General features: G+C 44.1%; 16 protein-coding genes. 8 read left to right on the forward strand and 8 right to left on the reverse strand.

Features of this window, described 5'->3' with window-relative positions:
- Positions 1 to 53: 53 nt before the first annotated feature.
- The 8 genes from QV280_RS10190 (at position 54) to QV280_RS10225 (ending at position 13650) form a co-directional block, all read left to right on the forward strand.
- Positions 54 to 3440 (forward strand): response regulator, encoded by a 3387-nt coding sequence (locus tag QV280_RS10190; RefSeq protein ID WP_152819483.1) that lies wholly within the window; start codon positions 54 to 56, stop codon positions 3438 to 3440.
- 574 nt (positions 3441 to 4014) lie between these two features.
- Positions 4015 to 5688 (forward strand): ABC transporter substrate-binding protein, encoded by a 1674-nt coding sequence (locus QV280_RS10195; RefSeq protein ID WP_023405299.1) that lies wholly within the window; start codon positions 4015 to 4017, stop codon positions 5686 to 5688.
- Between the two features lie 150 nt (positions 5689 to 5838).
- On the forward strand, positions 5839 to 6825 hold the full coding sequence (locus QV280_RS10200) for an ABC transporter permease (RefSeq protein WP_152819482.1): 987 nt from the start codon (positions 5839 to 5841) through the stop codon (positions 6823 to 6825).
- A gap of 1 nt (position 6826) precedes the next feature.
- Entirely contained in the window at positions 6827 to 7861 is a 1035-nt protein-coding gene (locus QV280_RS10205; RefSeq protein ID WP_152819481.1) for an ABC transporter permease, read from the forward strand.
- Positions 7858 to 8844: an ABC transporter ATP-binding protein gene (locus QV280_RS10210; RefSeq protein ID WP_023405296.1), complete on the forward strand. Its 987-nt coding sequence runs from the start codon at positions 7858 to 7860 to the stop codon at positions 8842 to 8844. The genes QV280_RS10205 and QV280_RS10210 overlap by 4 nt, the downstream gene beginning before the upstream one ends.
- A gap of 29 nt (positions 8845 to 8873) precedes the next feature.
- The gene (locus QV280_RS10215) at positions 8874 to 9869 is read left to right on the forward strand and encodes an ABC transporter ATP-binding protein (protein ID WP_023405295.1); all 996 of its coding nucleotides are present in this window, start codon (positions 8874 to 8876) and stop codon (positions 9867 to 9869) included.
- Between the two features lie 170 nt (positions 9870 to 10039).
- Positions 10040 to 11770, forward strand: a complete 1731-nt coding sequence (locus QV280_RS10220; RefSeq protein ID WP_152819480.1) for a glycoside hydrolase family 9 protein — start codon at positions 10040 to 10042, stop codon at positions 11768 to 11770.
- On the forward strand, positions 11767 to 13650 hold the full coding sequence (locus QV280_RS10225) for a beta-N-acetylhexosaminidase (RefSeq protein ID WP_152819479.1): 1884 nt from the start codon (positions 11767 to 11769) through the stop codon (positions 13648 to 13650). The genes QV280_RS10220 and QV280_RS10225 overlap by 4 nt, the downstream gene beginning before the upstream one ends.
- 4 nt (positions 13651 to 13654) lie before the next feature.
- Here QV280_RS10225 and QV280_RS10230 read toward each other — a convergent pair whose 3' ends face one another.
- The 8 genes from QV280_RS10230 to QV280_RS10265 form a co-directional block, all read right to left on the reverse strand.
- Entirely contained in the window at positions 13655 to 14680 is a 1026-nt protein-coding gene (locus QV280_RS10230; RefSeq protein WP_152819478.1) for an ABC transporter ATP-binding protein, read from the reverse strand.
- Positions 14680 to 16305, reverse strand: a complete 1626-nt coding sequence (locus tag QV280_RS10235) for an ABC transporter permease (RefSeq protein WP_152819477.1) — start codon at positions 16303 to 16305, stop codon at positions 14680 to 14682. The genes QV280_RS10230 and QV280_RS10235 overlap by 1 nt, the downstream gene beginning before the upstream one ends.
- A 76-nt stretch (positions 16306 to 16381) precedes the next feature.
- Positions 16382 to 17395, reverse strand: a complete 1014-nt coding sequence (locus QV280_RS10240; RefSeq protein WP_023404988.1) for a Fe(3+) ABC transporter substrate-binding protein — start codon at positions 17393 to 17395, stop codon at positions 16382 to 16384.
- A 299-nt stretch (positions 17396 to 17694) separates the two neighbouring features.
- Positions 17695 to 18924, reverse strand: coding sequence for an ammonium transporter (locus QV280_RS10245; RefSeq protein WP_152819476.1), 1230 nt, complete (start codon positions 18922 to 18924; stop codon positions 17695 to 17697).
- A 24-nt stretch (positions 18925 to 18948) separates the two neighbouring features.
- Complete coding sequence (glnK, locus tag QV280_RS10250) at positions 18949 to 19287, reverse strand: P-II family nitrogen regulator (RefSeq protein ID WP_023404986.1); 339 nt, start codon at positions 19285 to 19287, stop codon at positions 18949 to 18951.
- A 219-nt stretch (positions 19288 to 19506) separates the two neighbouring features.
- On the reverse strand, positions 19507 to 19875 hold the full coding sequence (locus QV280_RS10255; protein ID WP_152819920.1) for a YacL family protein: 369 nt from the start codon (positions 19873 to 19875) through the stop codon (positions 19507 to 19509).
- A 251-nt stretch (positions 19876 to 20126) separates the two neighbouring features.
- A complete protein-coding gene (gene acnB, locus QV280_RS10260) occupies positions 20127 to 22724 on the reverse strand; it encodes a bifunctional aconitate hydratase 2/2-methylisocitrate dehydratase (RefSeq protein WP_367869538.1) in 2598 nt (865 codons plus the stop codon).
- 344 nt (positions 22725 to 23068) lie between these two features.
- Complete coding sequence (locus tag QV280_RS10265; RefSeq protein WP_152819475.1) at positions 23069 to 25375, reverse strand: patatin-like phospholipase family protein; 2307 nt, start codon at positions 25373 to 25375, stop codon at positions 23069 to 23071.
- Positions 25376 to 25418 lie beyond the last annotated feature (43 nt).

A 25418-nucleotide genomic window follows, 5' to 3' on the forward strand; every position in this document is an offset into this window, starting at 1 on the left:
CTAGTACATTTCAGCAATGGTGATCTTATTATCAGGGCTTAAATCCGTACCTTATGTCAAAACATCCCTCTCGACCAAAGTTTAAACGACTGAAAAGTACCTTAATGGGTGCCTTTTTGTTGGTTAGCCTTCCCCCAATGCTGCTCATTGCGTTCTTTTTTCTTCAATCTCATATTGAAGATCTTCAAGAGCAGAGCAAAACCTATTTAACTTCGATGAGAGATGGCACCACCACTCAAGTAACCGCCTACGTCAAAAACCTAGACTCAGAAGTGATTGGTTTTGTTCATTCCGAACTTGCTTATGCCAGTGGTGGACGTTTTTACGGGTTGATTGACTCTTTTCGACGCCTAGGCCCTGATATTGAGACATCTCGACTAATTGGTCAGCAGCAATACATTCCAGGTTCTGGAGATAAGGTCAATGCGCAAACCGCTAAAGAAAACAGCAATTACCTTAGCGTAAGGCGCTATCAACTATTACATACTCGCTATCACTCAACCTATCAAAGTCTGTTACAGCGTTCTGATTTTGACGATCTTGCCTTGGTAGATCTCGATGGTAATGTCGCCTATTCAGTGCAAAAACATAATTACTATTCTACCAATTTAAATACTGGGCCTTATAAAGACAGCAACTTAGGTGTGTTATTTCAACGATTAAAGAGTTACGTAAAAACCAATAAAAACACCTTCGATAAATACAATGATATTGTACTAATGAGCGATTTTGCCAAGGACTCAAACTCTCATGATGATAAAGAAGTCGCTTGGTTTGCCGCCCCTATCGTGCAGCAGGGATACCTGCACAGCTATGCATTTTTCCGCTTACCACTCTCCTCTTTAACGCACCTGATCGACAACACCAATAGCGGCTATCCCAAGCTATTATTGATTGATGAATCGCATAAACTCTTAACTCAAACTGCCGCTAAAAACGTAGAAAAAAGCAGTTTTATCACCGAAAAAGCACTGCAAGGGATCAACCAAGTTGAAACCTATTCTAACGCCAAAGGCCAAAGCATGATTGCCGCTTATTCGCCTCTTTATATTCACGATTTGAAATGGGCGGTTATTGCGGAGACACCCGAAAACATCGCCTTTTCTCGGGTGAATAAACTCTACTCTATCTTTTTATTTATCGTACTGAGCGTGACTGTCGGCATTGTCATTTGCTCACATTATTTGTCGAACTTCATTACTCGTCCGCTACTCAAATTGGCATGGACAGCAGAGCGTATCTCTACCGGTGATCTTAATGAGCACGTTGAAGGTACCGAGCACGAAGATGAAATAGGTCGCCTTGCGATTAGCTTTGAGCGTATGCAGCGATCGATTCGAGAGAAAATTGATCTTATCCATCAACAAAACAAAGAGCTCGCCTACAACTTAGAAACCATTGCCATTCAAAACAAAGAGTTGCAGCGAGCAGATAAGTTAAAAGATGAGTTTCTTGCCACGACATCTCACGAACTACGCACCCCTCTACACGGCATGATTGGTGTTGCACAAGCCATCATAGGTGAGGCTCATGGCAGCATCCCTGCGGCGCAACGCTATCAATTAGAAATTATCATCAATAGCGGGCATAGACTGTCGAACTTGGTGGATGATCTTTTGGATTATCACAAAATGCAGTACGGACAATTAAAGCTTGAGTCAATGGCGGTATCTCTGGCTTTAACATCACAATTGGTGATCGAACTCTCTAAGCATTTAATTGATAAGAAACCGGTGCGTATTATTAATCAAATTGGTGATGATCTGCCTATGGTCAGCGCAGATCCACAAAGATTAGAGCAAATCCTATATAACCTCGTGGGTAACGCGATGAAGTTTACCAACGAAGGCAAAATCATTTTGACCGCCGAGCCCGATGGTGATGCCTTGAAAGTGCAAGTTATCGATACCGGGCATGGCATTGCTCAAGAGGATCTTGAACATATCTTTGAGCCGCTGATCCAAGGGCATTCAACGAGTTACCATCAAGGTACGGGACTAGGTTTATCCATCAGTAAACAATTGATAGAAATCATGCATGGCGAGCTTAGCGTCAGCAGTCAGCCTATGCTAGGCACCACCTTTACTATGCGCCTTCCGCTTGCCAATGAAGAACAACTGCAAGCCTTTGATAGCAATCGAGAAGTGGTACACTACACCCGTGAAGACATCTTATTTGAAGAGCCTTCACAGCCTCAACTCAATAACAGCAACGGTAAACGAGTGTTAATTGCTGATGATGAGCCGGTTAATTTAAAAGTACTGGAAAGCTTTTTACGCATTGAAGGTTATAGCGTAATTAGCGCTACCAATGGGCGACAGGTACTCGATATCATCGCGCAAGAAAAGCCTGATATTTTACTACTCGATATCATGATGCCAGAGCTCAGCGGATTTGAGGTATGTAAGTACTTACGCGAGCTGTATTCCTACAATGAACTTCCCATCATTATGCTCACCGCGCTTGGACAAAATGAAGATAAGATCAAAGGCTTTGAATGTGGCGCTAACGACTACTTAGTTAAACCTTTCAATAAACAAGAGTTGTCTGCGCGTATTCAAGTGCACATTGATGCCAGCCTTTCTGAGGAGCGTAAGCAAGAGAATGAATCTCTAAACGCGGAATTAATGCAAAGGGAAAAGGTCGAATCTTTGCTATTGGAAACTCAAGCTAAATTGCTAGAGCAATTAGAAAGCACCCCAGAGGCCATCATCTGCATCAATGAAAGCCACAAGATAACCTTTGCCAATAAAACCGCCATCGACCTCTTTAAGCGCTCTAGTGAGCAGATAAAACGCTCGCAAATAGAAGAGTTTATTGCGCCAAAATATCTGCAATTTGATCAGCCACATCGCAGCGTCAATATTGATTTATTCGTCGGTGGAACTAAGCAAGTGATCGCCAGTGATATCTTTACTCTGCCTCTAGAAACTGGGCTTCGCGGTATGATCATCTTTAACTTTAGCCCTGATGAAGCAAACCAAAGAATCAATAACCTTGAGGTCGCATTAGATGCGCTAGCCAATTACGCCTTTGCCGGCGATAAATCCCAGTTAGAGCAGCTCAAAGAGCTTGGAGATGAGTTCTCTGGCTTAGTGAAAATGATGCACTATGACAAAGAGAGCAAACAAGAAAATATGCGTCAGCTGTTGGTGGATTGCATGTCGAGTGCATTGGAGTATTGGGATAGCCATCAAGGCAACAGCAAGTTTACTTTTGCTGAACAAAGTGGCTTGTGGCGAGTGTATCTAGACAGAAGCACCCTACAAACTCGCACCTTAGATAAATATCTAAGAGTTGAAACTTTACCTAAAACGCCTCGCTGGCGCACGGTACTCAATTCATTAGACTTTATCCTAGCCAATAGCGATAACGACAATGCACAGCGAGCACAACTGCTAGAGCTACGTGAGCAATTACAGCATATCGTTTCTCAGTAACCTCAACGGCAACATTCTTCCTTAATTAAGCGACAGGCTCTTTTTTTACACACTAAAAAAAGAACCTGTCTGTTAGCAAATTTAGATAAATCCATTCTTAAAACTCATTCATAATTGCGCTTTTATTTGAATATGCGAGCACACTCACAACAAATTGTACGCTGTATTTTTAACCAACAAATAAAGTCGCACTTGCTGCTCCTTGCAAAGTCACATCAATACGAAAGCGTAGCGATAAGCTTATTTAAAAAGAAACAGAAGAATAGTAAGCACTCACATAAGACAACAAAAAAGACAAATCCAAAGAAATAACATCAATATGCAATGTGTTGAAAATATAATTGTTTTAACGTTTTTAACAGCAATTGACGCTGTTTTAACGTTTTTGACGGGAATGTAAATTGACGATCTTAGTTTGAAAGATAATTCTAGCGTTAACCAATGGTTCTTCGAGATACATCATACCCTATAAGTAAAAACATAGAGTCATTGGATGGCACTGTAAAAGCCGTAACCTAGGTAATCAAATTTGGTTACTTAATAATAAGAAGCAAACAGAGACAAAGGATATAACATGCTTGCTAATATAAAAAAAACAGCTCTTGCTACAGTAGTAATCGCAACAGCGGCCACCGCCATATCAGCTCCAGCAATCGCAAGATCGGAACTGACTATCGTACCTGATTTTTACCCTACAATGGTTCGCAACTTTAACCCTTATCTAGCGACGAATCTTCGTACTACCACTGACTTCATCTATGAGCCTTTAGTCGTTTTCAATGAGATGCACGGCAACACCCCTGTTATGCGTCTAGCGGAAAACTTTGCTATGGCTGATGATCTAAAAAGCGTGACTTTTGATATCCGTAAGGGCGTGAAATGGTCAGATGGCAAAGCATTCTCGGCAGATGATGTTGTTTTCTCTTTCGAGCTTATCAAGAACAATACCGCGTTGGACCAAACAGGTATCAACAAGTGGGTAAGCAAAGTAGAAAAAGTAAACGACCATGAAGTACGTTTCGTTCTTACGGAAGGTAACTCAAATGTGCCATACGAAATTTCTAAAGTGCCTGTAGTACCTAAGCATGTTTGGTCTAAAGTCGAAGATCCAACGTCTTTCACCAATGAAAACCCTGTAGGCTCAGGACCATTCACTGAAATTGATACCTTTACTCCGCAACTTTACATCCAGTGTGCTAACCCTAATTACTGGGATGCAGATAACCTAGATGTAGATTGTCTACGTGTTCCCCAAATTGCTAACAACGATCAGTTGCTAAGCAAAATCGTTAACTCTGAGCTAGATTGGACTTCGGCGTTTATCCCTGACATCGACCGTACCTACAAAGCTGTGAACCCTAATCACGGTTACTGGTACCCGCCAGCAGGTACTCAATCACTGGTCGTTAACTTTAAAAACCCAGATCCAGCTAAGAATGAAGCATTAACTGATGTGAACTTCCGTCGTGCAATGGGCATGGCTATCGACCGTCAAACTATCATCGATATCGCATTCTACGGTGCGGGTACTATCAATGACTTCGGTTCAGGTCTTGGTTACGCATTTGAAGCATGGTCTGACGAAAATGTGCATAAGAAGTATCAGAAATTCAATACTTACAACCCAGAAGAAGCTAAAAAGCTACTGAAAGAATCAGGTTATAAAGACCTTGATGGTGATGGTTTTGTTGAAACTCCGTCTGGCAAATCTTTTGAATTGCTAATCCAATCGCCAAATGGTTGGACTGACTTTAACAACACTGTACAGCTTTCTGTAGAGCAGCTAAACGAAGTAGGCATCAAGTCTCGCGCTCGTACACCTGAGTTTGCGGTATACAACCAAGCAATGCTAGACGCAACCTATGACGTGGCTTACACCAACTACTTCCACGGTGCCGATCCACACTTGTACTGGAACAGTGCTTATAACTCAGCACTGCAAGAAGGTAGCGGCATGCCTCGCTTTGCAATGCACTTCTACAAGAATGCTGAGCTAGATAACCTACTTAACAGCTTCTACAAAACAGCAGACAAGAACAAGCAGTTAGAAATCGCTCACAGCATTCAGCGCATCATTGCTGAAAACCAAGTAACGATTCCTGTTCTATCTGGCGCAAGTAACTATCAGTACAACACAACTCGATTCACGGGTTGGTGGACTCAAGATAACGCACAAGGTCGTCCAAACATTTGGGCCGGTATCCCTGAGCGCTTACTCCACGTACTAGATTTAAAACCTGTCAAGTAATTGACCTCTAAATGGCGCACCTCCTGGTGCGCCATCATTACCCTTTAAAGTTAACAATAATTATGACGCGATTGCGTTAGGGATTCTTTCACTCAACGGGTGGATTTTATTCGATATATGGACAATAAATCGGATAGTTAAGGTGTAGGTATGGGATATTTTCTAAGACGTTTGTCGTTCTACTTTATAGCGCTATTAGTGGCCGCTACTATCAATTTCATTATTCCGCGAGCAATGCCCGGTGACCCAGTTACCATGATGTTCGCTAACGCAACAGCCCAAGTTACTCCAGAACGTATTGAAGCGATGCGCCAACTGCTTGGTTTTGTTGATGGGCCGCTTTGGGTTCAATACTTCACTTACATGAAGAGCATTCTTAGCTGGGAGCTAGGAACTTCTATTAAATTTTATCCGTTAAGCGTGAATGAATTACTTAGTGGTGCTTTTGGTTGGTCTTTATTCCTAGCCGGAACCGCCGTTATTCTTTCGTTTTCTATCGGTTCCATTCTTGGCATTTTTGCCGCATGGAAACGAGGCAGCAAATACGACACCTTTATCACTCCGGGCATGCTCATTATTCAAGCGGTGCCGCAGGTAGTTATTGCCATGCTCGCGATGTTTATCTTCGCGATTGGCTTAAAGTGGTTCCCTACAGGTTACGCTTATACCGCTGGTGTCACTCCCGATTGGACCAGCTGGGAGTTCATCAAAAACGTCGCCTATCATGCGGTATTGCCTCTGGTTTGTGCCTCGCTGGTGCAGATTGGCGGATTCCTAGTAAACATGCGTAACAACATGATCAATTTACTTTCTGAAGACTATATCACTATGGCAAAAGGCAAAGGCCTGAGCGAAAACAGAGTGGTATTTAACTACGCGGCACGTAACGCACTATTGCCAAGTGTTACCGCCCTTTCAATGTCTTTAGGTATGGCTATCGGTGGCCAGCTTATCATCGAAATCATATTTAATTACCCAGGACTAGGGACGGTCCTATTTAACGCAATTACCTCGCGTGACTACCAAGTACTGCAAGGGCAATTATTAATCATGACCTTGTTCATGCTGTTCTTTAACCTACTCGCAGACATGCTGTATGTGCTGTTAGATCCTCGCCTACGTAAGGGAGGTAAATAAGATGAAAAACATATTAAAGCTAGTTCGTGGCAATACGGTGGCGATGATCGGAGTGGTGATATTAAGCGCTTTCTTATTTATCGCACTGGCGGCACCTCTTATCACCCAACATGCGCCCGATAAACGTACCGGTAATCCGCACGAGTATCCAGGCATGATAGTAAAAGCGGCGCAAAACAACCCTGATGGTTGGATTGCAACCAATTTTGCTGATGACAAACGCACCTTACGCATGTCAAAAGATGCAGAGCATACCCTTGGCACAACTCGTATGGGCCGTGATGTCTGGGCGCAAATTGCCTATGGCGCACGCGTATCGTTAGCCGTTGGCTTTGGCGCAGGATTAACCGTGTGTTTCTTAGCAACCATTATCGGAATTTCTGCCGGCTACTTTGGTGGCAAAGTGGATGAATTTCTCACCGCAGCCATGAACATAATGTTGGTCATCCCTCAGTATCCATTGCTGTTTGTGGTAGCCGCCTTTATCGGGGAAGCGGGGCCTCTGACCATTGCCCTCATAATCGGTTTCACCTCTTGGGCTTGGGGAGCAAGGGTGGTTCGTTCGCAAACTCTCGCACTGCGTGAAAAAGAGTTCGTGAAAGCGGCAGAAGTGCTGGGTGAGTCTTCATTTAGAATTATCTTTGTGGAAATTTTACCTAACTTAATCTCCATTGTAGGTGCAAGTTTCATCGGTTCAGTCATGTACGCGGTAATGATGGAAGCAACAATTTCCTTCTTAGGTATGGGCGATCCAAACACCATTAGTTGGGGCATCATGCTGTACAACGTACAAACCTCATCTTCAATGCTTATTGGTGCATGGTGGGAGCTATTAGCCCCTTGTATGGCCTTAACCTTATTGGTCACAGGACTGGCACTGCTTAACTTTGCGGTTGATGAAATTGCTAACCCGCAACTTCGCTCTCACAAAGGAATGCGTCGCTGGAAGAAGCTTGCTACGCAAGATAAAAAAGTGCGTAAACCTCAACCAGAAGAACTCGCAAACCGTCAAGTAGTACACGGAGAACAATCATGAGTAATCCACTAATTTCTGTTCGTAATCTGTGTGTAGATTACATTACTGATGCCGGTGACGTTCGCGCGTGTAACAACGTCAGCTTTGACATTGCTCCGGGTGAAGTATTTGGCCTTGCCGGTGAGTCTGGCTGTGGTAAATCCACCGTGGCATTTTCACTGATGCGCTTACATAAGCCACCTGCATTTATCACTGGCGGAGAAGTCATCTTTAACGGTGAAGATATTCTGCAATACAGCGATAAAAGCATGCAGGCGTTTCGCTGGAATGAAATGTCGATGGTATTCCAAAGTGCTATGAATGCCTTAAACCCAGTATTGCCGATCTCTGAGCAGTTTTGTGACGTGCTCATGCACCACACAACAATGAGTCGCAAACAGGCACTAAAACGCGCGGAAGGTTTGTTGGAAATTGTCGACATTCACCCTAGCCGTCTAAGTGACTATCCGCACCAGTTTTCTGGTGGTATGCGTCAACGCTTAGTGATTGCAATTGCGCTAGCGCTCAACCCGAAAATGATCATCATGGATGAGCCTACTACGGCGCTGGATGTGGTGGTGCAACGTGAAATATTGCAAAAAATCTACGCCCTAAAAGAAGAGTTTGGATTTTCGATTTTATTCATCACTCACGATTTATCCTTAATGGTTGAGTTCTCCGATCGCATCGGAATTATGTACTCAGGCGAACTGATTGAAGTAGCGCCGGCTAAGCAAATACTGGAAAACCCTTTTCATCCTTACACGCAAGGTTTGGGCAGTTCTTTCCCACCGTTAACAGGGCCAAAAACCAAGTTAACGGGAATACCGGGCAATCCATTGAATTTATTAGAAATTCCACAAGGATGCCGCTTTCAAGCTCGCTGCTCTCAAGTGACGCCAATGTGTAGACAAACAGAAACTCAGTTGCGCCAAATCGAAGCACAACGTTTTTCTAACTGTCATTTATTTGGTGAACCCATTGCACAGCAAAAAGTCAGCTAACGCTAACAAGACGTATTCGGAGAAGTAACATGAGCAAACCAACTGGCGAATTACTCATTGAAGGCAAAAATCTAGTTAAAGACTTTCCTGTGAGTAGTAATGCACTGAAAAACCCAATGATGCGCGCCATTAACGACGTATCGTTCAAAATGTACAAAAGTCGCGGCTTATCTGTGGTAGGTGAATCGGGTTCAGGCAAATCCACTACCGCTAAAATGATAGCGAAAATGTACCCGCCGACTGACGGCTGTATCGAATACCGTGGACGCGATATTCAAACCATCAAAAAGAAAAATGATTTGATGCACTACCGTGAAGGCGTGCAGATGGTATGGCAAGACCCGTTTGGGTCATTAAACCCAACCCATAATATTTTTCACCATATTGCTAGGCCGCTGTTGATCCATAAAAAAGTCACTCCGGGCAATAAAAAAGAGCTCGAAGAACGAGTGCACGATCTTTTAGAGCAAGTGGGACTGATTCCGCCAAAAGAAACCGCGGCTAAGTTCCCCCATCAGTTATCTGGCGGACAGCGTCAACGTGTCAATTTGGCAAGAAACATTGCTGTCGGTGCTGAGGTGGTGTTGGCCGATGAGCCAACCTCGATGCTGGATGTATCAATACGCGCCGGTGTTTTGAACTTGATGGAAGAGATGAAGTTTGAAAAACAAATGTCTCTGTTATACATCACGCACGATATTGCCACCGCTCGTTATATTGCCGAAGACATTGCGGTCATGTACGTAGGGCATATGGTGGAATGGGGAGATACCGATGAGGTTATCGCAAACCCACAACATCCATATACCCAATTATTAGTCTCTGCTGTGCCCGATCCAGCAAAATCAATCCATACTAAGCTTGCAGGAAATAAAGGGGAAATTCCTTTATGGACGCCAGAATCTTTTGGATGCCCATTTGCAGGTCGATGCCAACAAGTGACTGATAAATGTAAAGAGCAACTCCCTAAGGTCACGCAACTGTCCGAGAACCACTTTGTTCGTTGCTATTTGCACGAAAGTTAACAGTGACCTTCCTTTTTTAGCCTCCTTAACCGGAGGCTACTTTTATTTAAAGCGTTTTGCTTATACCAATCACACTAAGTAAGTGATCAGAGCTGGCGCACTTTAACAAGCTAGAATGACCCGTTAGTACGATTGGTATTACACACTTTTTAGGCAAGGGATAGCGACGTATGCAGTTGTTAATCAATCAAATTGGCTACTCAGCGACTGCGCATAAAGTCGGTGTTCTGCATGCACCTTCCCCCCTCTGCTTACAAAAAGTCGATACTGCCGATGTCGTTATTATCGAGGTGCAAACAAAGCAAGAAGTAGCGCGAGTCCCCCTACAACCCGGCCAACTTGTTGAGCAGTGGGACATAGGTTGGAGCTACCCTTTTGATTTTAGCAAACTGAATTTACAGGGTCGCTTTGTGGCGCGCTTTGAACACGTTGAATCTTTGCCCTTTGATATTCAGCCTCAGCTTTTGTATCAGCGCACCTTTTCTGATCTGCTGCATTATTTTAAGTCGCAACGTTGCACGGGTATGTTTGATCACGCCGATAAAAACGTGCGCATATTTGGCAGCGATGCTCGGCGTGATGTCCGTGGCGGCTGGTATGATGCATCAGGGGATGTCAGCAAATACTTAAGCCATTTATGCTACGCCAATTATTTAAATCCTCAGCAAACCCCAATGCTGGTATGGAACTTACTCTCTAGTCTAGAAGTGCTCAGCGCGCGGGATAATTGTGCGCCGTTTACTCGTACTCGTCTTATTGATGAGGCGCTATTTGGCGCGGATTTTTTAGTGCGCATGCAAGCTAACGAAGGCTTTTTCTACACCACGGTATTTGATCAATGGAGCAAAGAGCCTGAAAAAAGGGAGCTGTGTGCCTATAAAACCCAAACCGGTAAAAAGCTCGTCACCTATCAAGCTGGATTTAGACAAGGTGCAGGCATCGCCATTGCCGCACTTGCCAGTGCGGCTCGGCTTCAACAAAATGGCGAGTACAGTTCTCATCACTATCAACAAGCTGCGCAAAAAGGCTATTGGCATTTAAAAGAGCACAACAAAGCTTATTTAAATGATGGTAAGGAAAATATCATTGATGAATATTGCGCTTTATTAGCCAGTGTTGAGCTGTACAAAACTACCCAAGATCAACGCTACTTAGATGACAGTCGCGACTGGGCACTGCGCTTAACTTTACGTCAGCACAGCGACCAAAACTGGTCACATTTTTGGTCTGCTACCGCGCAGGGTGAACGCCCCTATTTTCATCCCTCTGATGCCGGATTGCCTGTCATAGCCCTATGCTGTTTTTTAGACATCGAAACCGATTCTGTTTTTATAGAAAAGAACACCTCCAGCATTGAGGCGGCGCTGTCCTTTGAATTAAAGATCACCCATGCAACTTGCAATCCTTATGCCTACCCAAGGCAATATGTAAAAAATCTCGGCGGAGAAAAGCGCGATGCCTTTTTTATGGCACAAGACAACGAATCAGGCTATTGGTGGCAAGGGGAAAATGCCCGCCTCGCCTCTTTGTCAGCCATGGCATATAGAGCAATACCCTACGTATCAGCGTCATTTTTAAAGCCACTACAAAGCTACGCTCAATCTTGTTTAAACTGGATTATAGGATTAAACCCTTACAATATGTGCATGCTCGACGGGCATGGCGATAACAACCCTAACTATTTACCACACTTAGGTTTTTACAACGCTAAGGGGGGTATTTGCAACGGCATAACCGCAGGCTTTAATCACCCGCAAGGCATTGCTTTTAACCCAACCGCACACGCTGATGACTTACAACAAAACTGGCGTTGGGCAGAACAATGGTTACCTCACAGCGCGTGGTTTTTATTAGCGGTAGCCTATCAAACAAACGATGAATTATCAGGAGACTCACCATGAGCCTATTTCGCCTTGACCTTAAAGTAGTCAATGAAAGCGAGCAACGTACCCGTTTTGCGTTATCTATAGTCAATAACTCTAAGGCGCAACTGACTGACTGGACGCTGCATTTTTCAATGACTCGTTTCTTAGACAGTAGCAGCTGTACGGTAGGGCAACTTTCGCAAACAGGCAGTTTTTGCACCTTGAGCGCCCTGCCTGCTTTAGAAAGTAATCAAACCTTTAACACCGAATTTGAAATGCCAACGCCACCATTGCAACTGCAATGTGACGGTATTCTTGAAGCATTTATTCAATCCTCTGAACGCTATTCAGTCGCAGTAACCCCATTACAGTTACTTGCGCCAAAATCGGTTGCCCACGGCTTAGAGCCCGTAGAAAAGGCCGATATTGCTATCATTCCTAAACCGAACAATCTTGACCTGATGCAAGGGACATTTAAGTTTGTGATAGGCGAAGAATTGCATGTAGAAAGCCCAATCGCCAAAGAGGCAGCCTTATGGTTGTGTGAAAGTGCACCGCAACTAAAGCTAAAACTAACCCAGCAAGGTGCTCGAATCCACTTTAAACCAATGAGCTGCTTATCCGCATCCGCTTATCAACTGGATATCTCAGCCACAAGCCTGACCGTCAGTGCCAGTGATGCACAAGGCTTTGCACATGCGGTTGCGTCTCTATTGCAGCTATTTAAAGATGAAACATCACTCTGTTGCGTAAAAATCTCTGATAGCCCTGCTTATCCTTATCGCGGCATGATGCTTGACTGCTCTCGTCACTTTCACCAGATAGAGCAAATTAAACTCATCATCGATCAGTTAGCACGCTACAAATACAACCATTTCCATTGGCATCTGACCGATGATGAAGGTTGGCGAATCGAAATCAAAGCTTTCCCTGAATTGACCGATATTGGCGCATGGCGCGGCAAAGACTTACCTCTTGCTCCGCAATTTAGACATATAGAGTCCAAATACGGCGGCTTTTATACGCAACAACAGATCAAAGAAGTGGTGGCATTTGCCCAGCGTCGCGGAATCATTGTGGTGCCCGAAATTGATATTCCCGGTCACTGCCGAGCGGCAATAAAGTCTTTGCCGCACTTGTTATTAGACAAAGATGACGCATCCATCTATCGCAGCGTACAGCACTACACTGACAACGTGCTATCACCTGCCCTAGAAGGCACTTATGAGTTCTTAGATAAAGTTATTGCCGAAGTTGTAGAGCTGTTTCCAGCCCCTTATGTGCACATTGGAGCGGATGAAGTGCCGGAAGGCGTATGGGCACAAAGTGACAAATGTCAGGCACTGATGAAAGAACACGGCTATACCGAAGCCAAAGATCTACAAGGGCATTTACTGCGCTATGTAGAGAATAAGCTCAACAGCTATGGCAAACGTATGTTGGGCTGGGAAGAAGCGCAACATGGCGATAAAGTCAGCCAGCAAACCGTGATCTATTCTTGGCAAAGTGAGCAAGCGGCTATCGAATGTGCACGTAAAGGATTTGATGTGGTATTACAGCCGGGACAGTACACCTATCTGGATATGGCGCAAGAATTTGATGCGAGCGAATCAGGCTTTTACTGGGCGAATATTACCCCGCTCAAACACGCCTACCACTATCAACCCCTGCAAGAAATTGCCACCGATGATCCGATTCAGAAAAAGGTATGGGGCATTCAAGCAGCGCTATGGTGTGAGTTGGTTGATAACCCGCAAAAACTACAATATATGGTGCATCCTCGCCTGCAAGCCATTGCAGAAGTGTGCTGGACTGATGCCAGCAACAAAGATTGGACTGACTTTTTATCTCGCCTAAAATCTGATTTAGAACAGCTTGATCAACGAGGAATCCACTACCGTAACCCTTGGTACTAAATCTTTAAAAAGCCAGTAGTTGAGTTGATGTGAGCTGCACATCAACTCGACTACCGACATCCAGCTGTTCAATCGAACTAGACAGTAATCGATGCCCTTTTACATCCACAACATAACGGAAATGGTCACCCATAAACTGCTGTTCCAATACCACAGTTTCTCCCGCCGTATTCGCGGTTAATTGCAGATGTTGCGGACGAAATAAAATCATGGCGGCTTCATTACTGTCTTGCTGTTTGCAAGTTGCCTTCACCACTCCCAAAGCCGTTTGATACATCCCTTGATCTATCTTTGTGCCCTGCAAATAACTACCGCCACCTAAGAAATCAGCCACAAAACGACTTGATGGAGTGTGGTAAAGATCGCTGGCACTGCCAAATTGCTCAATCACGCCTTTATTCATCACCGCCATTTTATCGGCAAAAGCAAACGCCTCTTCTCGACTGTGAGTTACAAAAATAGCCGTCACCCCCGCTTGTTTAAAGATACTGCGGATCTGCGCGATCAACTTGTGGCGTACTTGGGTATCTATGTTAGAAAAAGGCTCATCAAGCAATAATAGATCTGGCTTATAAGCAAGAGATCGGGCAATTGCAACGCGTTGTTGCTGACCACCCGATAACTGGTGTGGGTAACGATCACCTAGGTTCTGTAGATGCACCATAGTCAGCATTTCTTCAATGCGATCTTTTTGCACTTCTTGAGACAACTCTTTGATGCCAAAGCTGATATTTTGCGCCACTGTTAAGTGCGGAAATAAAGCATAATCTTGAAAGATCATCCCGATATTACGCTGCTCTGGCGCTACCCAATGCTCACCATCATCAATCGCAGTGCCATTGAGTTCAATAAAGCCTTTCGTTAGCGGAAGTAACCCAGAAATGGCTTTAAGCAACGTGGTTTTGCCACAACCACTGGCTCCCAACAGACAAACAATCTCACCTTGCTTTACCGTCAAGGACAGTGATTCAAGCACCACTTGATTGTCGTATTTACAGGTAAGATCTTTAATGGCTAGAGTTCGGCTCATCAGTGGGGTTGCTCCAAAGAACGATTGATAATAATTAACGGAATAAGGCCAACCAAAACTAACAACACCGCAGGCATAGCTGCAATTTCCAGTTGTTCGTCTGAGGCAAAGTTGTACACATAGGTGGCGAGTGTTTCAAAGTTGAATGGGCGCAGCAATATAGCGGCATTCAACTCTTTCATCGATTCAATAAACACCAATAAAAAGGCAATTAACGCGCCGCGTTTCATCAATGGAATATGCACTCTTTTGAGCATTTGCGAGCTAGTGCACCCCATAGTGCGCGCCGCCATATCTAAAGAAGGCGATACCTTGCTCATGCTACTTTCAATTGTGCCTATCGCCACCGCTGAAAAACGCACCACAAAAGCAAATACAATCGCAAATATCGAACCGGAGAAAACAAGCCCCGGCCTACCCCAATCCATTGCTTTAGCAATATCATTCACCAAATGGTCGGCACTTAATACAGGTAGCATGACGCCTATAGCAAGTACTGTCCCCGGCACGGCGTACCCCATAGAGGCCAAACGCACAAATAAATTACTGCTGGTTGTGGCCGATAAACGACTGTAAAAATTAAGAACTACCGCAATAATCAAAGCAATCAGGGCCGCAAGTATCGATACTTTTAAACTATTAATGGCATACTGATAAAATTGGCTTGTCCAACTTTCCAAGAAGTAGTGATAGGCGTACAGACAAAGCTGTAACAATGGGAAAATAAACGCCACCGCCACAATCGACCAACACCAAGTCACTGCTGCCCACTTCTTCCAACCCGTCAGTTGGTAACGAAAGTTCTCATGACTATTAAATTGACTCTGAAAGAGCTTTTGTTTGCGACGACTAAAGCGCTCGCCACTGATCAATAAAATAATCACCAGCAACATAATGGCCGAAATTTTCGCCGCCGCACCCAAGTTGGAATATCCGAGCCATGTATCGTACACCGCGGTAGTCAAAGTATTGACGGCGAAATAACTCACTGTACCAAAATCACCAATCGCCTCCATTGCCACCAGCGACAAACCAACTGCAATTGACGGGCGAATAATCGGTAATGAGATTCGCCAAAAGCTCTGCATTGGTGAGCATTTTAAAAGCCTTGCTGACTGCAAAATGCTAACACTTTGCTCCATAAAAGCCGCACGACACAGCAAATACACATAGGGGTAAAGCACTAAGGAAAGCACCCATATCGCACCTCCTAAAGTGCGCATATCAGGGAACCAGTAATCACCGGGGCCCCAACCCGTTACATCGCGTAGAAAAACTTGCAGTGGCCCGGCAAAATCAAACCAATTGGTAAACACATAGCCCACAATATAGCCAGGCATTGCCAATGGCAGCACCATAGCCCATTGCAAAATTCCTTCTGATGGTAAACGACACATCGCCATTAACCATGCACTCGGTATCCCTATCAACAAAGACAGCAACATCACACCAAATACAAGCCAGAAAGTATTCGAGATATAGGTAGGCAATACCGTATCAAATAGGTGCACAAACAGATCGTTGTCACCACCGAGGCTGGTATAAAAAATAGCTAAAATTGGCAAAACCAGTAGCGCGGCTAACAGCGCACTACTGGCTCTAAATAAGGGATATTTTTCTTTCATCAAATAACTTGAAAAGGCGCCTTAAAGACGCCTTTACTCTAAACCTTAAAGTTTATATGTGTTTTCTTGCAGTGTATTACAGGTCGAACTTAGTTTCATCTAGCAACTTCACAGCAATAGCATGATTTTCAGCAATCTTTTCTAAAGGCAGTTTGTCCGCCTTAAAATCACCCCATGAAGCCACAAGCTCAGAACGCTTCACGCCCTCTTTCACTGGGTATTCATAGTTAATTTCTGCATACATCTGTTGCGCTTTATCACCTGTTAAAAATTCCATTAACTTAAGAGCATTGGCTTGGTTTGGCGCATGCTTAGCCATTGCCATACCACTGACGTTGACATGAGTGCCATTGGCTTCTTGACCTGGGAAGTTAATGTAAACAGATTCAGCCCAGCTCACTTGCTTAGGGTTGTTTACCATTTTTCCTAGGTAGTAGCTGTTGCCTAGAGCAATATCACATAGACCTTCTTTAATCGCTTTAACTTGAGCGCGGTCATTACCTTGTGGTTTACGAGCAAGGTTAGCTTTTACACCTTCAAGCCATGTTTTCGCTTCCGCTTCGCCGTAGTGCGCGACCATAGAAGCCACTAAAGAAACGTTGTAAGGGTGCTTACCGCTACGAGTACAGATCTTGCCTTTATACTCAGGGTTGACCAGATCTTTATAATCAAAATCAGAGCCTAGTTTACCCACGCGATCTCGAGACGAATATACGTTACGAGTACGCAATGTTAGGGAAAACCACTCATTTTCACTGTCGCGGTATTGCGCAGGAACATTCGCGTCAATCACTTTACTATCAACAGCTTGAACTACTTTTTTATTGCTTAGTTCAACCAAACGGCTGATGTCAGTCGTCAATACGACGTCTGCAGGGCTGTATTCACCCTCTTGTGCTAATTTCTCTGCAATACCGGTTTTAGAGAACTTAACGTTAACCGCAATTCCTGTTTGCTTAGTAAATTCGTCAAACATAGGTTCAACTAAAAACGGCTGACGATATGAATATACGTTAACCTCTTCTGTCGCTGATGCGATTGGTGCAAATACACTACTAACAGCAGCAGTCAACATAAGTAGTTTTTTCATTACAAGTCCCTTAAGTGAAATTGAGAATGGTTATCAATACGACCATTATATGCAATAACTCCCTGCAATCAATCGCGTATTCCGTTCTATATCTCATTTCCTTTATTTTCATGTAAGCAAATATGACTAATATCAATCAAATCTCAAAACAAAAACAACTTTTTTTAAAAAAATATGCTAGCAAACACAGTCAGTTATCTCCGTTCTATTTCCTCAATACCGCAACCACCCCATAAGATCTTGAAACGAAAAAGGCCCGCTAAAAAGCAGGCCTTCTATTACTAAATGGAGAGTAAAGATTATTTAACTGTCATGAACTCAGGATATGCGCCGATACCACAATCATGTACATCCATACCTTCAAGCTCTTCTTCTTCAGTTACTCGGATACCCATAGTTGCTTTTATGATAGCCCACACAAGCATACTTGCTAAGAATACCCAGCCGAAGATTACAGCAGCACCTAGTAGCTGAGCGCCAAACGTTGCATCTGCATTGCTTAGAGGAACAACCATCAAACCAAAGAAACCACACACGCCGTGTACAGAGATAGCACCTACTGGATCATCAATCTTGATTTTATCAAAGCCAACAATACTAAATACAACCACTACGCCTGCAACTGCACCGATAGCCACTGACGCTAGTGGTGAAGGTGATAGTGGGTCTGCTGTGATAGCAACTAGACCTGCTAACGCGCCGTTTAGAATCATAGTTAAATCAGCTTTACCCCAAGTGGTCTTACACACAAGTAGCGCAGCAATTGCACCGGCAGCGGCAGCGGCATTGGTGTTAAGGAAGATTTGACCTACTGCTGTCGCATTTTCAAAGTCAGACAGCATCAACTGAGAACCGCCGTTAAAACCAAACCAACCGAACCATAGGATAAAGGTACCTAATGTTGCTAGTGGCATGTTTGAACCAGGGATTGGGTGAACAGAGCCGTTTTTACCAAACTTACCTTTACGAGCACCTAGCAAGATAACAGCGGATAGTGCTGCAGCAGCACCTGCCATGTGTACAATACCTGAGCCAGCAAAGTCACTAAAGCCTGCTTCAGAAAGGAAACCACCACCCCAAGTCCAGTAACCTTCGATTGGGTAGATGAAGCCTGTAAGAACCACACTAAAGATTAAGAAAGACCACAGTTTCATTCGTTCCGCTACCGCACCTGACACTACTGACATTGACGTAGCAACAAACACCACTTGGAAGAAGAAATCAGATTCTAGAGAGTGATCTGCACCCTCAGCCTGACTACCAATCAAGTGTCCAAATGAAGGTAACCAGCCACCAGCACCATTATCTACGTACATGATGTTGTAGCCAACTAGCAAAAACATCGTACAAGCTATCGCGTAAAGCACGAAGTTTTTAGTCAAAATTTCGGTGGTGTTTTTTGAGCGAACTAAACCCGCTTCAAGCATGGCAAAACCTGCGGCCATCCACATGACCAAAGCACCTGAAATTAAAAAGAAAAATGTATCTAGTGCGTAACGTAACTCCGTTACTGTCGCTGTAAGTTCCATAATAAGTTCTCTCGTCCGTTAGTCTTAAAGGGCTTCTGAATCCATTTCGCCAGTACGAATACGTACCGCGTGTGATAGGTCGTAAACAAAAATCTTACCATCACCAATTTTGCCGGTGTGCGCCGCTTTGCTTACTGCTTCAATAACACGATCAACATTCTCGGCTTGAGTGGCAATTTCCAGTTTCACTTTTGGTAAGAAGTCGACTTGATACTCCGCGCCACGATATAGCTCTGTGTGTCCTTTCTGACGACCAAATCCTTTTACCTCAGAAACAGTCATACCTTCAATGCCCACATCAGATAGGGCTTCACGGACATCATCCAATTTGAACGGTTTAATAATTGCATTAATAAGTTTCATCGCTTTCCCTCTGCGTAAGTCATATCTGCATTAACATTTGTGCTGATACTTTACTTATACAAAGGACGTGCCAAGTTTTTAAGCCATTGAATTATAAAGAAGTTATTAATAAAGGAAGTGTAAGGGGGATTTTTGCGCACTATTTTGGTGCATAAGACTCACCAAAAAAGCTCAAGTTATTAACAAATGCCACAAAAAAGTGCAACAAGAGGCAGATGCCTATCTTCCTGTGGTCAAAAAGCGTTGCCATTGATGAATAAGCGCAGAAAAATCTTCTAATCCACACGCCGCCGAACTTTCACAATTGTAAAAATCCATATCAGGCTCAAACTCTTGCTCAGTTTGTTGCTGCAACACATTTTCTTGCACAGTAACTTCACCCGCTTCAATGCTCATACTGATCTCAGTACCAGACAAAAGCTGTGCTTCACTTTGGTTGTGGGTGGCTTGCTCAATTAAGGCAAATACCTGTTGCAGTTTGTCTGCATCGCGGCCGATTTCTTCTTGTAACCAACGACCGACGATCTCATGCCCCATACTGGTTTTTATTGAGTACTCACCAAATGCTCGTTTAAATTCAAATTCCATCATCGACCTCAATAATATTGTTCTAAATAAGATGCTTAAAGTACTTGAGCCATAAGTGCTCTCTAGCAGTAATGTAGGCAATTCTACCGTCATTCGCCCTTTGAAATCTACATCATACCAATCGTACTCAATAACGGGTCATTCTAACTTGTTAAAATACTCGATAACTGCGTTAGAATTTTTGATTGTAGAATACAAGCATAAAAAAACCGCTGACTAGCAGCGGTTATTGTGAGTAAGCGTGTTAACGATTAGGCCGGTTCTTGAAAGATCACGGTATCGGCTTTTTCAGTGTATTGCGCCATACGGTGGAAGTTCAAGTAACGGTAGGTGTCGGCAGCTGTCGCATCAATCTGAGAAGAGTACTCTAAGTATTCTGCTTTAGTTGGTATACGCCCTAAAATTGCCCCTACTGCGGCTAATTCAGCTGACGCTAGATACACGTTAGCACCCGTACCAAGACGGTTCGGGAAGTTACGTGTTGAGGTAGACATGACGGTCGCCTTGTCGGCAACACGTGCTTGGTTACCCATACATAGCGAACAGCCCGGAGTTTCAATACGCACCCCTGCACGTCCAAAGATGCCGTAGTAGCCTTCTTCTGTCAGTTGATCGCGATCCATCTTAGTTGGCGGAGCCACCCATAGGCGAGTTTCTAGCTGACCGTTAAACTTATCTAGCAATTTACCTGCGGCGCGGAAATGCCCAATATTGGTCATGCACGATCCGATAAAGACTTCATCGATATCAGTACCTTGTACTGCAGATAGCGGACGAGCATCATCAGGATCATTCGGTGCGCACAAAATTGGTTCATCAATTTCTGCAAGATCAATCTCGATAACGTGCGTGTATTCAGCGTCTTTATCCGCTTCCATTAGCTCTGGATTATCTAGCCACTCTTGCATCGACTTAATACGACGTTCAATGGTGCGCAGATCTCCATAACCTTCAGCGATCATCCACTTAAGCATGGTGATGTTAGAGTTTAAGTACTCTTCGATAGACTCGCGAGACAACTTAACAGTACAACCTGCCGCACTTCGCTCAGCAGACGCATCTGAAAGCTCAAAGGCTTGCTCTACAGAAAGGTGCTCAACACCTTCAATTTCAAGTACGCGACCAGAGAATTCATTCACTTTACCCGCTTTTTCTACCGTCAATAAGCCTTGCTTGATGCCGTAGTAAGGGATGGCATGAACCAAATCACGTAATGTAATACCCGGTTTCATTTCGCCTTTAAAGCGCACCAAAATTGACTCTGGCATATCCAGTGGCATTACGCCTGTTGCCGCCGCAAACGCCACCAAACCAGAACCTGCTGGGAAAGAGATGCCCAGTGGGAAACGAGTATGGGAGTCGCCACCTGTACCTACTGTATCAGGCAGAAGCATGCGGTTTAACCATGAGTGAATAACACCATCACCCGGACGCAGTGAAACGCCGCCACGGTTCATAATAAAATCAGGCAGTGTATGGTGCGTAGTCACATCAACAGGTTTTGGATACGCTGATGTATGACAGAAAGACTGCATCACTAAGTCAGCAGAGAAACCTAAACACGCCAGATCTTTTAGCTCATCACGAGTCATAGGGCCGGTAGTATCTTGCGAACCTACTGTCGTCATCTTCGGCTCACAGTACGTTCCCGGACGAATGCCCGCAACGCCACATGCTTTACCAACCATCTTCTGCGCTAAAGTAAACCCTTTGCCAGTATCTGCGATTTCGCCTGGCTTACGAAATACCTCTGATGGCTCAAGCCCTAGTGAAGTACGCGCTTTGTCTGTTAGGCCACGACCTACAATCAAAGGAATACGACCACCAGCACGAACTTCATCAATAAGCACGTCTGTTTTTAATGCAAACTCAGCGATCACTTCGCCGCTTGCATGATCACACACTTTACCTTGGTATGGGTAAACATCGATAACGTCACCCATGTTCAATTTAGTGACATCCACTTCGATTGGTAATGCGCCTGCATCTTCCATGGTATTAAAGAAGATAGGTGCGATTTTACCACCAAGCACATAACCACCTGCGCGCTTGTTCGGCACGTGAGGAATATCATCCCCCATAAACCACAACACCGAGTTAGTCGCGGATTTACGAGAAGACCCCGTACCGACAACATCACCCACATAAACCAGTTGGTGACCTTTCTCTTTTAACACTTCAATTTGTCCAATCGGACCAACTGTGCCAGCATTATCAGGATTTATACCTTCACGCTCATTTTTTAGCATAGCTAAAGCGTGCACTGGGATATCAGGGCGAGACCAAGCATCTGGCGCCGGAGAAAGATCATCGGTATTGGTTTCACCTGTGACTTTAAACACAGTCAAAGTGACTTTTTCTTGTAGCTCAGGTTTTGACAAGAACCATTCAGCGTCAGCCCAAGACTGCACCACTTGCTTCGCATATTCATTGCCCGCTTTGGCTTTCTCTTCTACATCATAGAAAGCATCAAACATTAGCAAAGTGTGCGAAAGTGCTTTGGTTGCGATAGGCGCAAGCTCTGCGTCATCTAGCAGGCTAATCAGTGGTTCAATGTTGTAACCACCGAGCATAGTACCAAGCAGTTCGGCTGCTTTTTGTTTTGACACTAGCGGCGATATAACGTCACCTTTAGTGACTGCGGTTAAGAAGCTAGCTTTGACATAGGCGGCTTCATCAACACCTGGTGGAATACGATTTTCTAAGAGATCTAAGATGAAGGTATCTTCACCTTGAGGTGGGTTCTTTAGTAATTCAACAAGTGCAGCGACTTGTTCTGCATCGAGGGGCTTTGGAACCACTCCCTGTTCAGCACGCTCAGCTATATGATTGCGATAAGCTTCAAGCACAACTTCATTCCTCTGGTTGTGGTCTGTAGCAAAAACTACAGACATCCTTTGATTAGACACTTCTTCCTATTGTCGTAACATTGCTGTATGCGGTAAGCATTACAGTAAACAAGCGCCAAAATGGTGTAGCGAGAATATCAAATTTAACATCAAATTAAAATCTCACCATTTTGACCAACATAGCAACTTAGGATGAAAGTACGGGGAAATCCTAGAAAAAACTGTAAACCTAAGCAAATCGTTAGGCTAGGTTTACAACCTTACATTTAAACTGATTATTCAGTTCACTCAATGAATGACTCTACATTCACAGGTTTTATACCAATCACACTAAGTCACTGGTATTACTTATAAGCATTACCTATCGAAAGATAAGCGGCGCCCATGCCGTCTTCTGTCTGACCGTACCCCAACAACACCGGGCCGATCGGAGAATCAATACCAATATAAGCCGAGCCTGCGACAAATAACGGCGCATTCTTAATACTGTGTTTTGAACCTGACCAGACTCCGCCATATTCCGCAGATAAACCCACATAAATAGGTGACTGGAACATGCCAAAGTCATTTTCAAACCAGCGATAACGGTACACGAGCATGGCAAATGCTTTGTTTTGGCCTATCAAGCTATTGCGTGGAATACCAGATAGGTGTTGGAAGCCACCAAGATCATATGGGTCAATGGGCGCGACATTATTAACCGAATCAAACAAACCTAATTCAGCATTACCAACAAAGGTGTGCTTTTGATGGAAAGTGACCGCCGATAGCCAGCGAACCTTATATTCATCCACTCGCTCTTCATCGTAACTTGAATCCTCATTATCAACCTTATCAAATGAGGTTAAGTACTCCATAAATAAGTAAGAGCCTGTGGTCGGCAAACTGGAGTTATCTAAGGTGTCTGCGACATACTGTACATAAACACCTTTACGATCGTATGAAATATCTCCGGCGGATGAGAAGGTCGACAGTTTCGCTCTGCCAGTTGTATAACGTAGCCCGACTGATAACTGGTTCCATAACGCTGGCTGCAAACCAATGCTGGCATCGGCTTTAAATTCAGAGTAAGTCACAGGGATATAGTTAGTGACTTCTGATAAATCGGTGATCTCACCACCTTGCACATTGGCAATAGCCACGTTGCGGTTTTCGTCAGAATATTGAACCAATACGGTGTTGTATAGCACCTGATTGGAAAAGAAAGGCGTATATAGATCGGCGGCAATTAACTTGTCGGTACCCAACTCAGCACTGGTTCTCATCTCGCCCCCTTCCCAACCAAGGTCGGTAAAGTTGGCAGAAGCGCCAATGGCATATTGACTAGTGGTTGTAAAATCATCTTCTAGGAAGAAACGAAAGTTTAAGTAGTTAGGACCCCAATCTTTTTCATCGACATCGATCACTAAGGTATTTTCTAAATCTTGCTGTTCGTATTTATAGGTGATTTTTTCAAAGCGATCTAACGCATACAGGCGTGAAACCGCATCTTCAATATCTTCAGATGTAGGGGGATGTTCAGGGTCGATAGCAAGGCGGTTATACAGCACTTCTGAATTGAAATGGGTTTGGTTCACCATTTCAATCTTATCAATCGGCACATCATCACCAAATATGATTTGCTGCGCCTTGCGCTCTTTTTGTTGCTTGTAAGCGGCGTAATCTTCTTCTGATAAAGCAAATTTTCGCAGCTCGGCCTTATGCTTCATCGCATCTTCGTAGCCACGTTGATAGGCTTCAGGCATGGCACTGAAATCCGTCGTGCCTATTTCTCCTATCTCAGGAGTTAACAGTACATCTTTATCTGAAAGCAATTTGCCTTGATCGATAGTGCCGCGTTTGACCAAATAATTCGAAAGCTGCCCGCCAACATCGAGGAAACTCGCCAGTTGTTCTTTGGTTTTATAATCAGAAGAGATATCGACCGCAATGATGTAATCCGCACCCATTTTCTGGGCTAAATCAACGGGCATGTTATTCACCACGCCACCATCAACTAAAAATTGACCATCAAGCTCATAAGGTGGCAATGCACCCGGCACCGACATGGATGCCATCATGGCATCGACTAAGTAGCCTTTATCTAACACCACTTGTTTAAGATTAACGATATCTGTCGCCACCGCACGATAGCGAATAGCAAACTCATCAAAACTGTCTACTTTGAGAGGAGAACGAGAGGTTTCACGTAAAATGCGCAGCATTCCTTGCCCTTGCACTACGCCTTTGGGGGTTTTTATCTTTCCCCAACCTATGCCTAAATCGGCATTGATTTGGTATTGGTCGTCATAGGCCTTATCGCGAATACGTCGGTCAGCGCGATCCACTTGATCGCGATAACCTAAATTCCAATCTATCGAGGTTAAGTAAGATTGAATTTGATCAGCACTTTGTCCCGTAGCGTATAACCCGCCAACGTACGACCCCATGCTAGTACCAGTAATAATATCCACTGGAACTCGCATTTCTTCTAAGGCTTTTAAGACACCAATATGAGCGGCGCCTTTTGCTCCGCCCCCTGCCAATACCAGTCCAATCGTTGGTCGCGATTTAGACGTAGCTTGATTGAACTCTGTCGCCGAAGCGGGGCTAGCACTAACTGCAAATGTGAAGAATACAATTATGCCAACCAATAATGCATTACGCTGCAATTGAAAATCCTATAAATCCATTTACGAGAATATCTACAAATCT

The sequence above is a fragment of the Vibrio sp. B1Z05 genome (genome assembly GCF_052955985.1).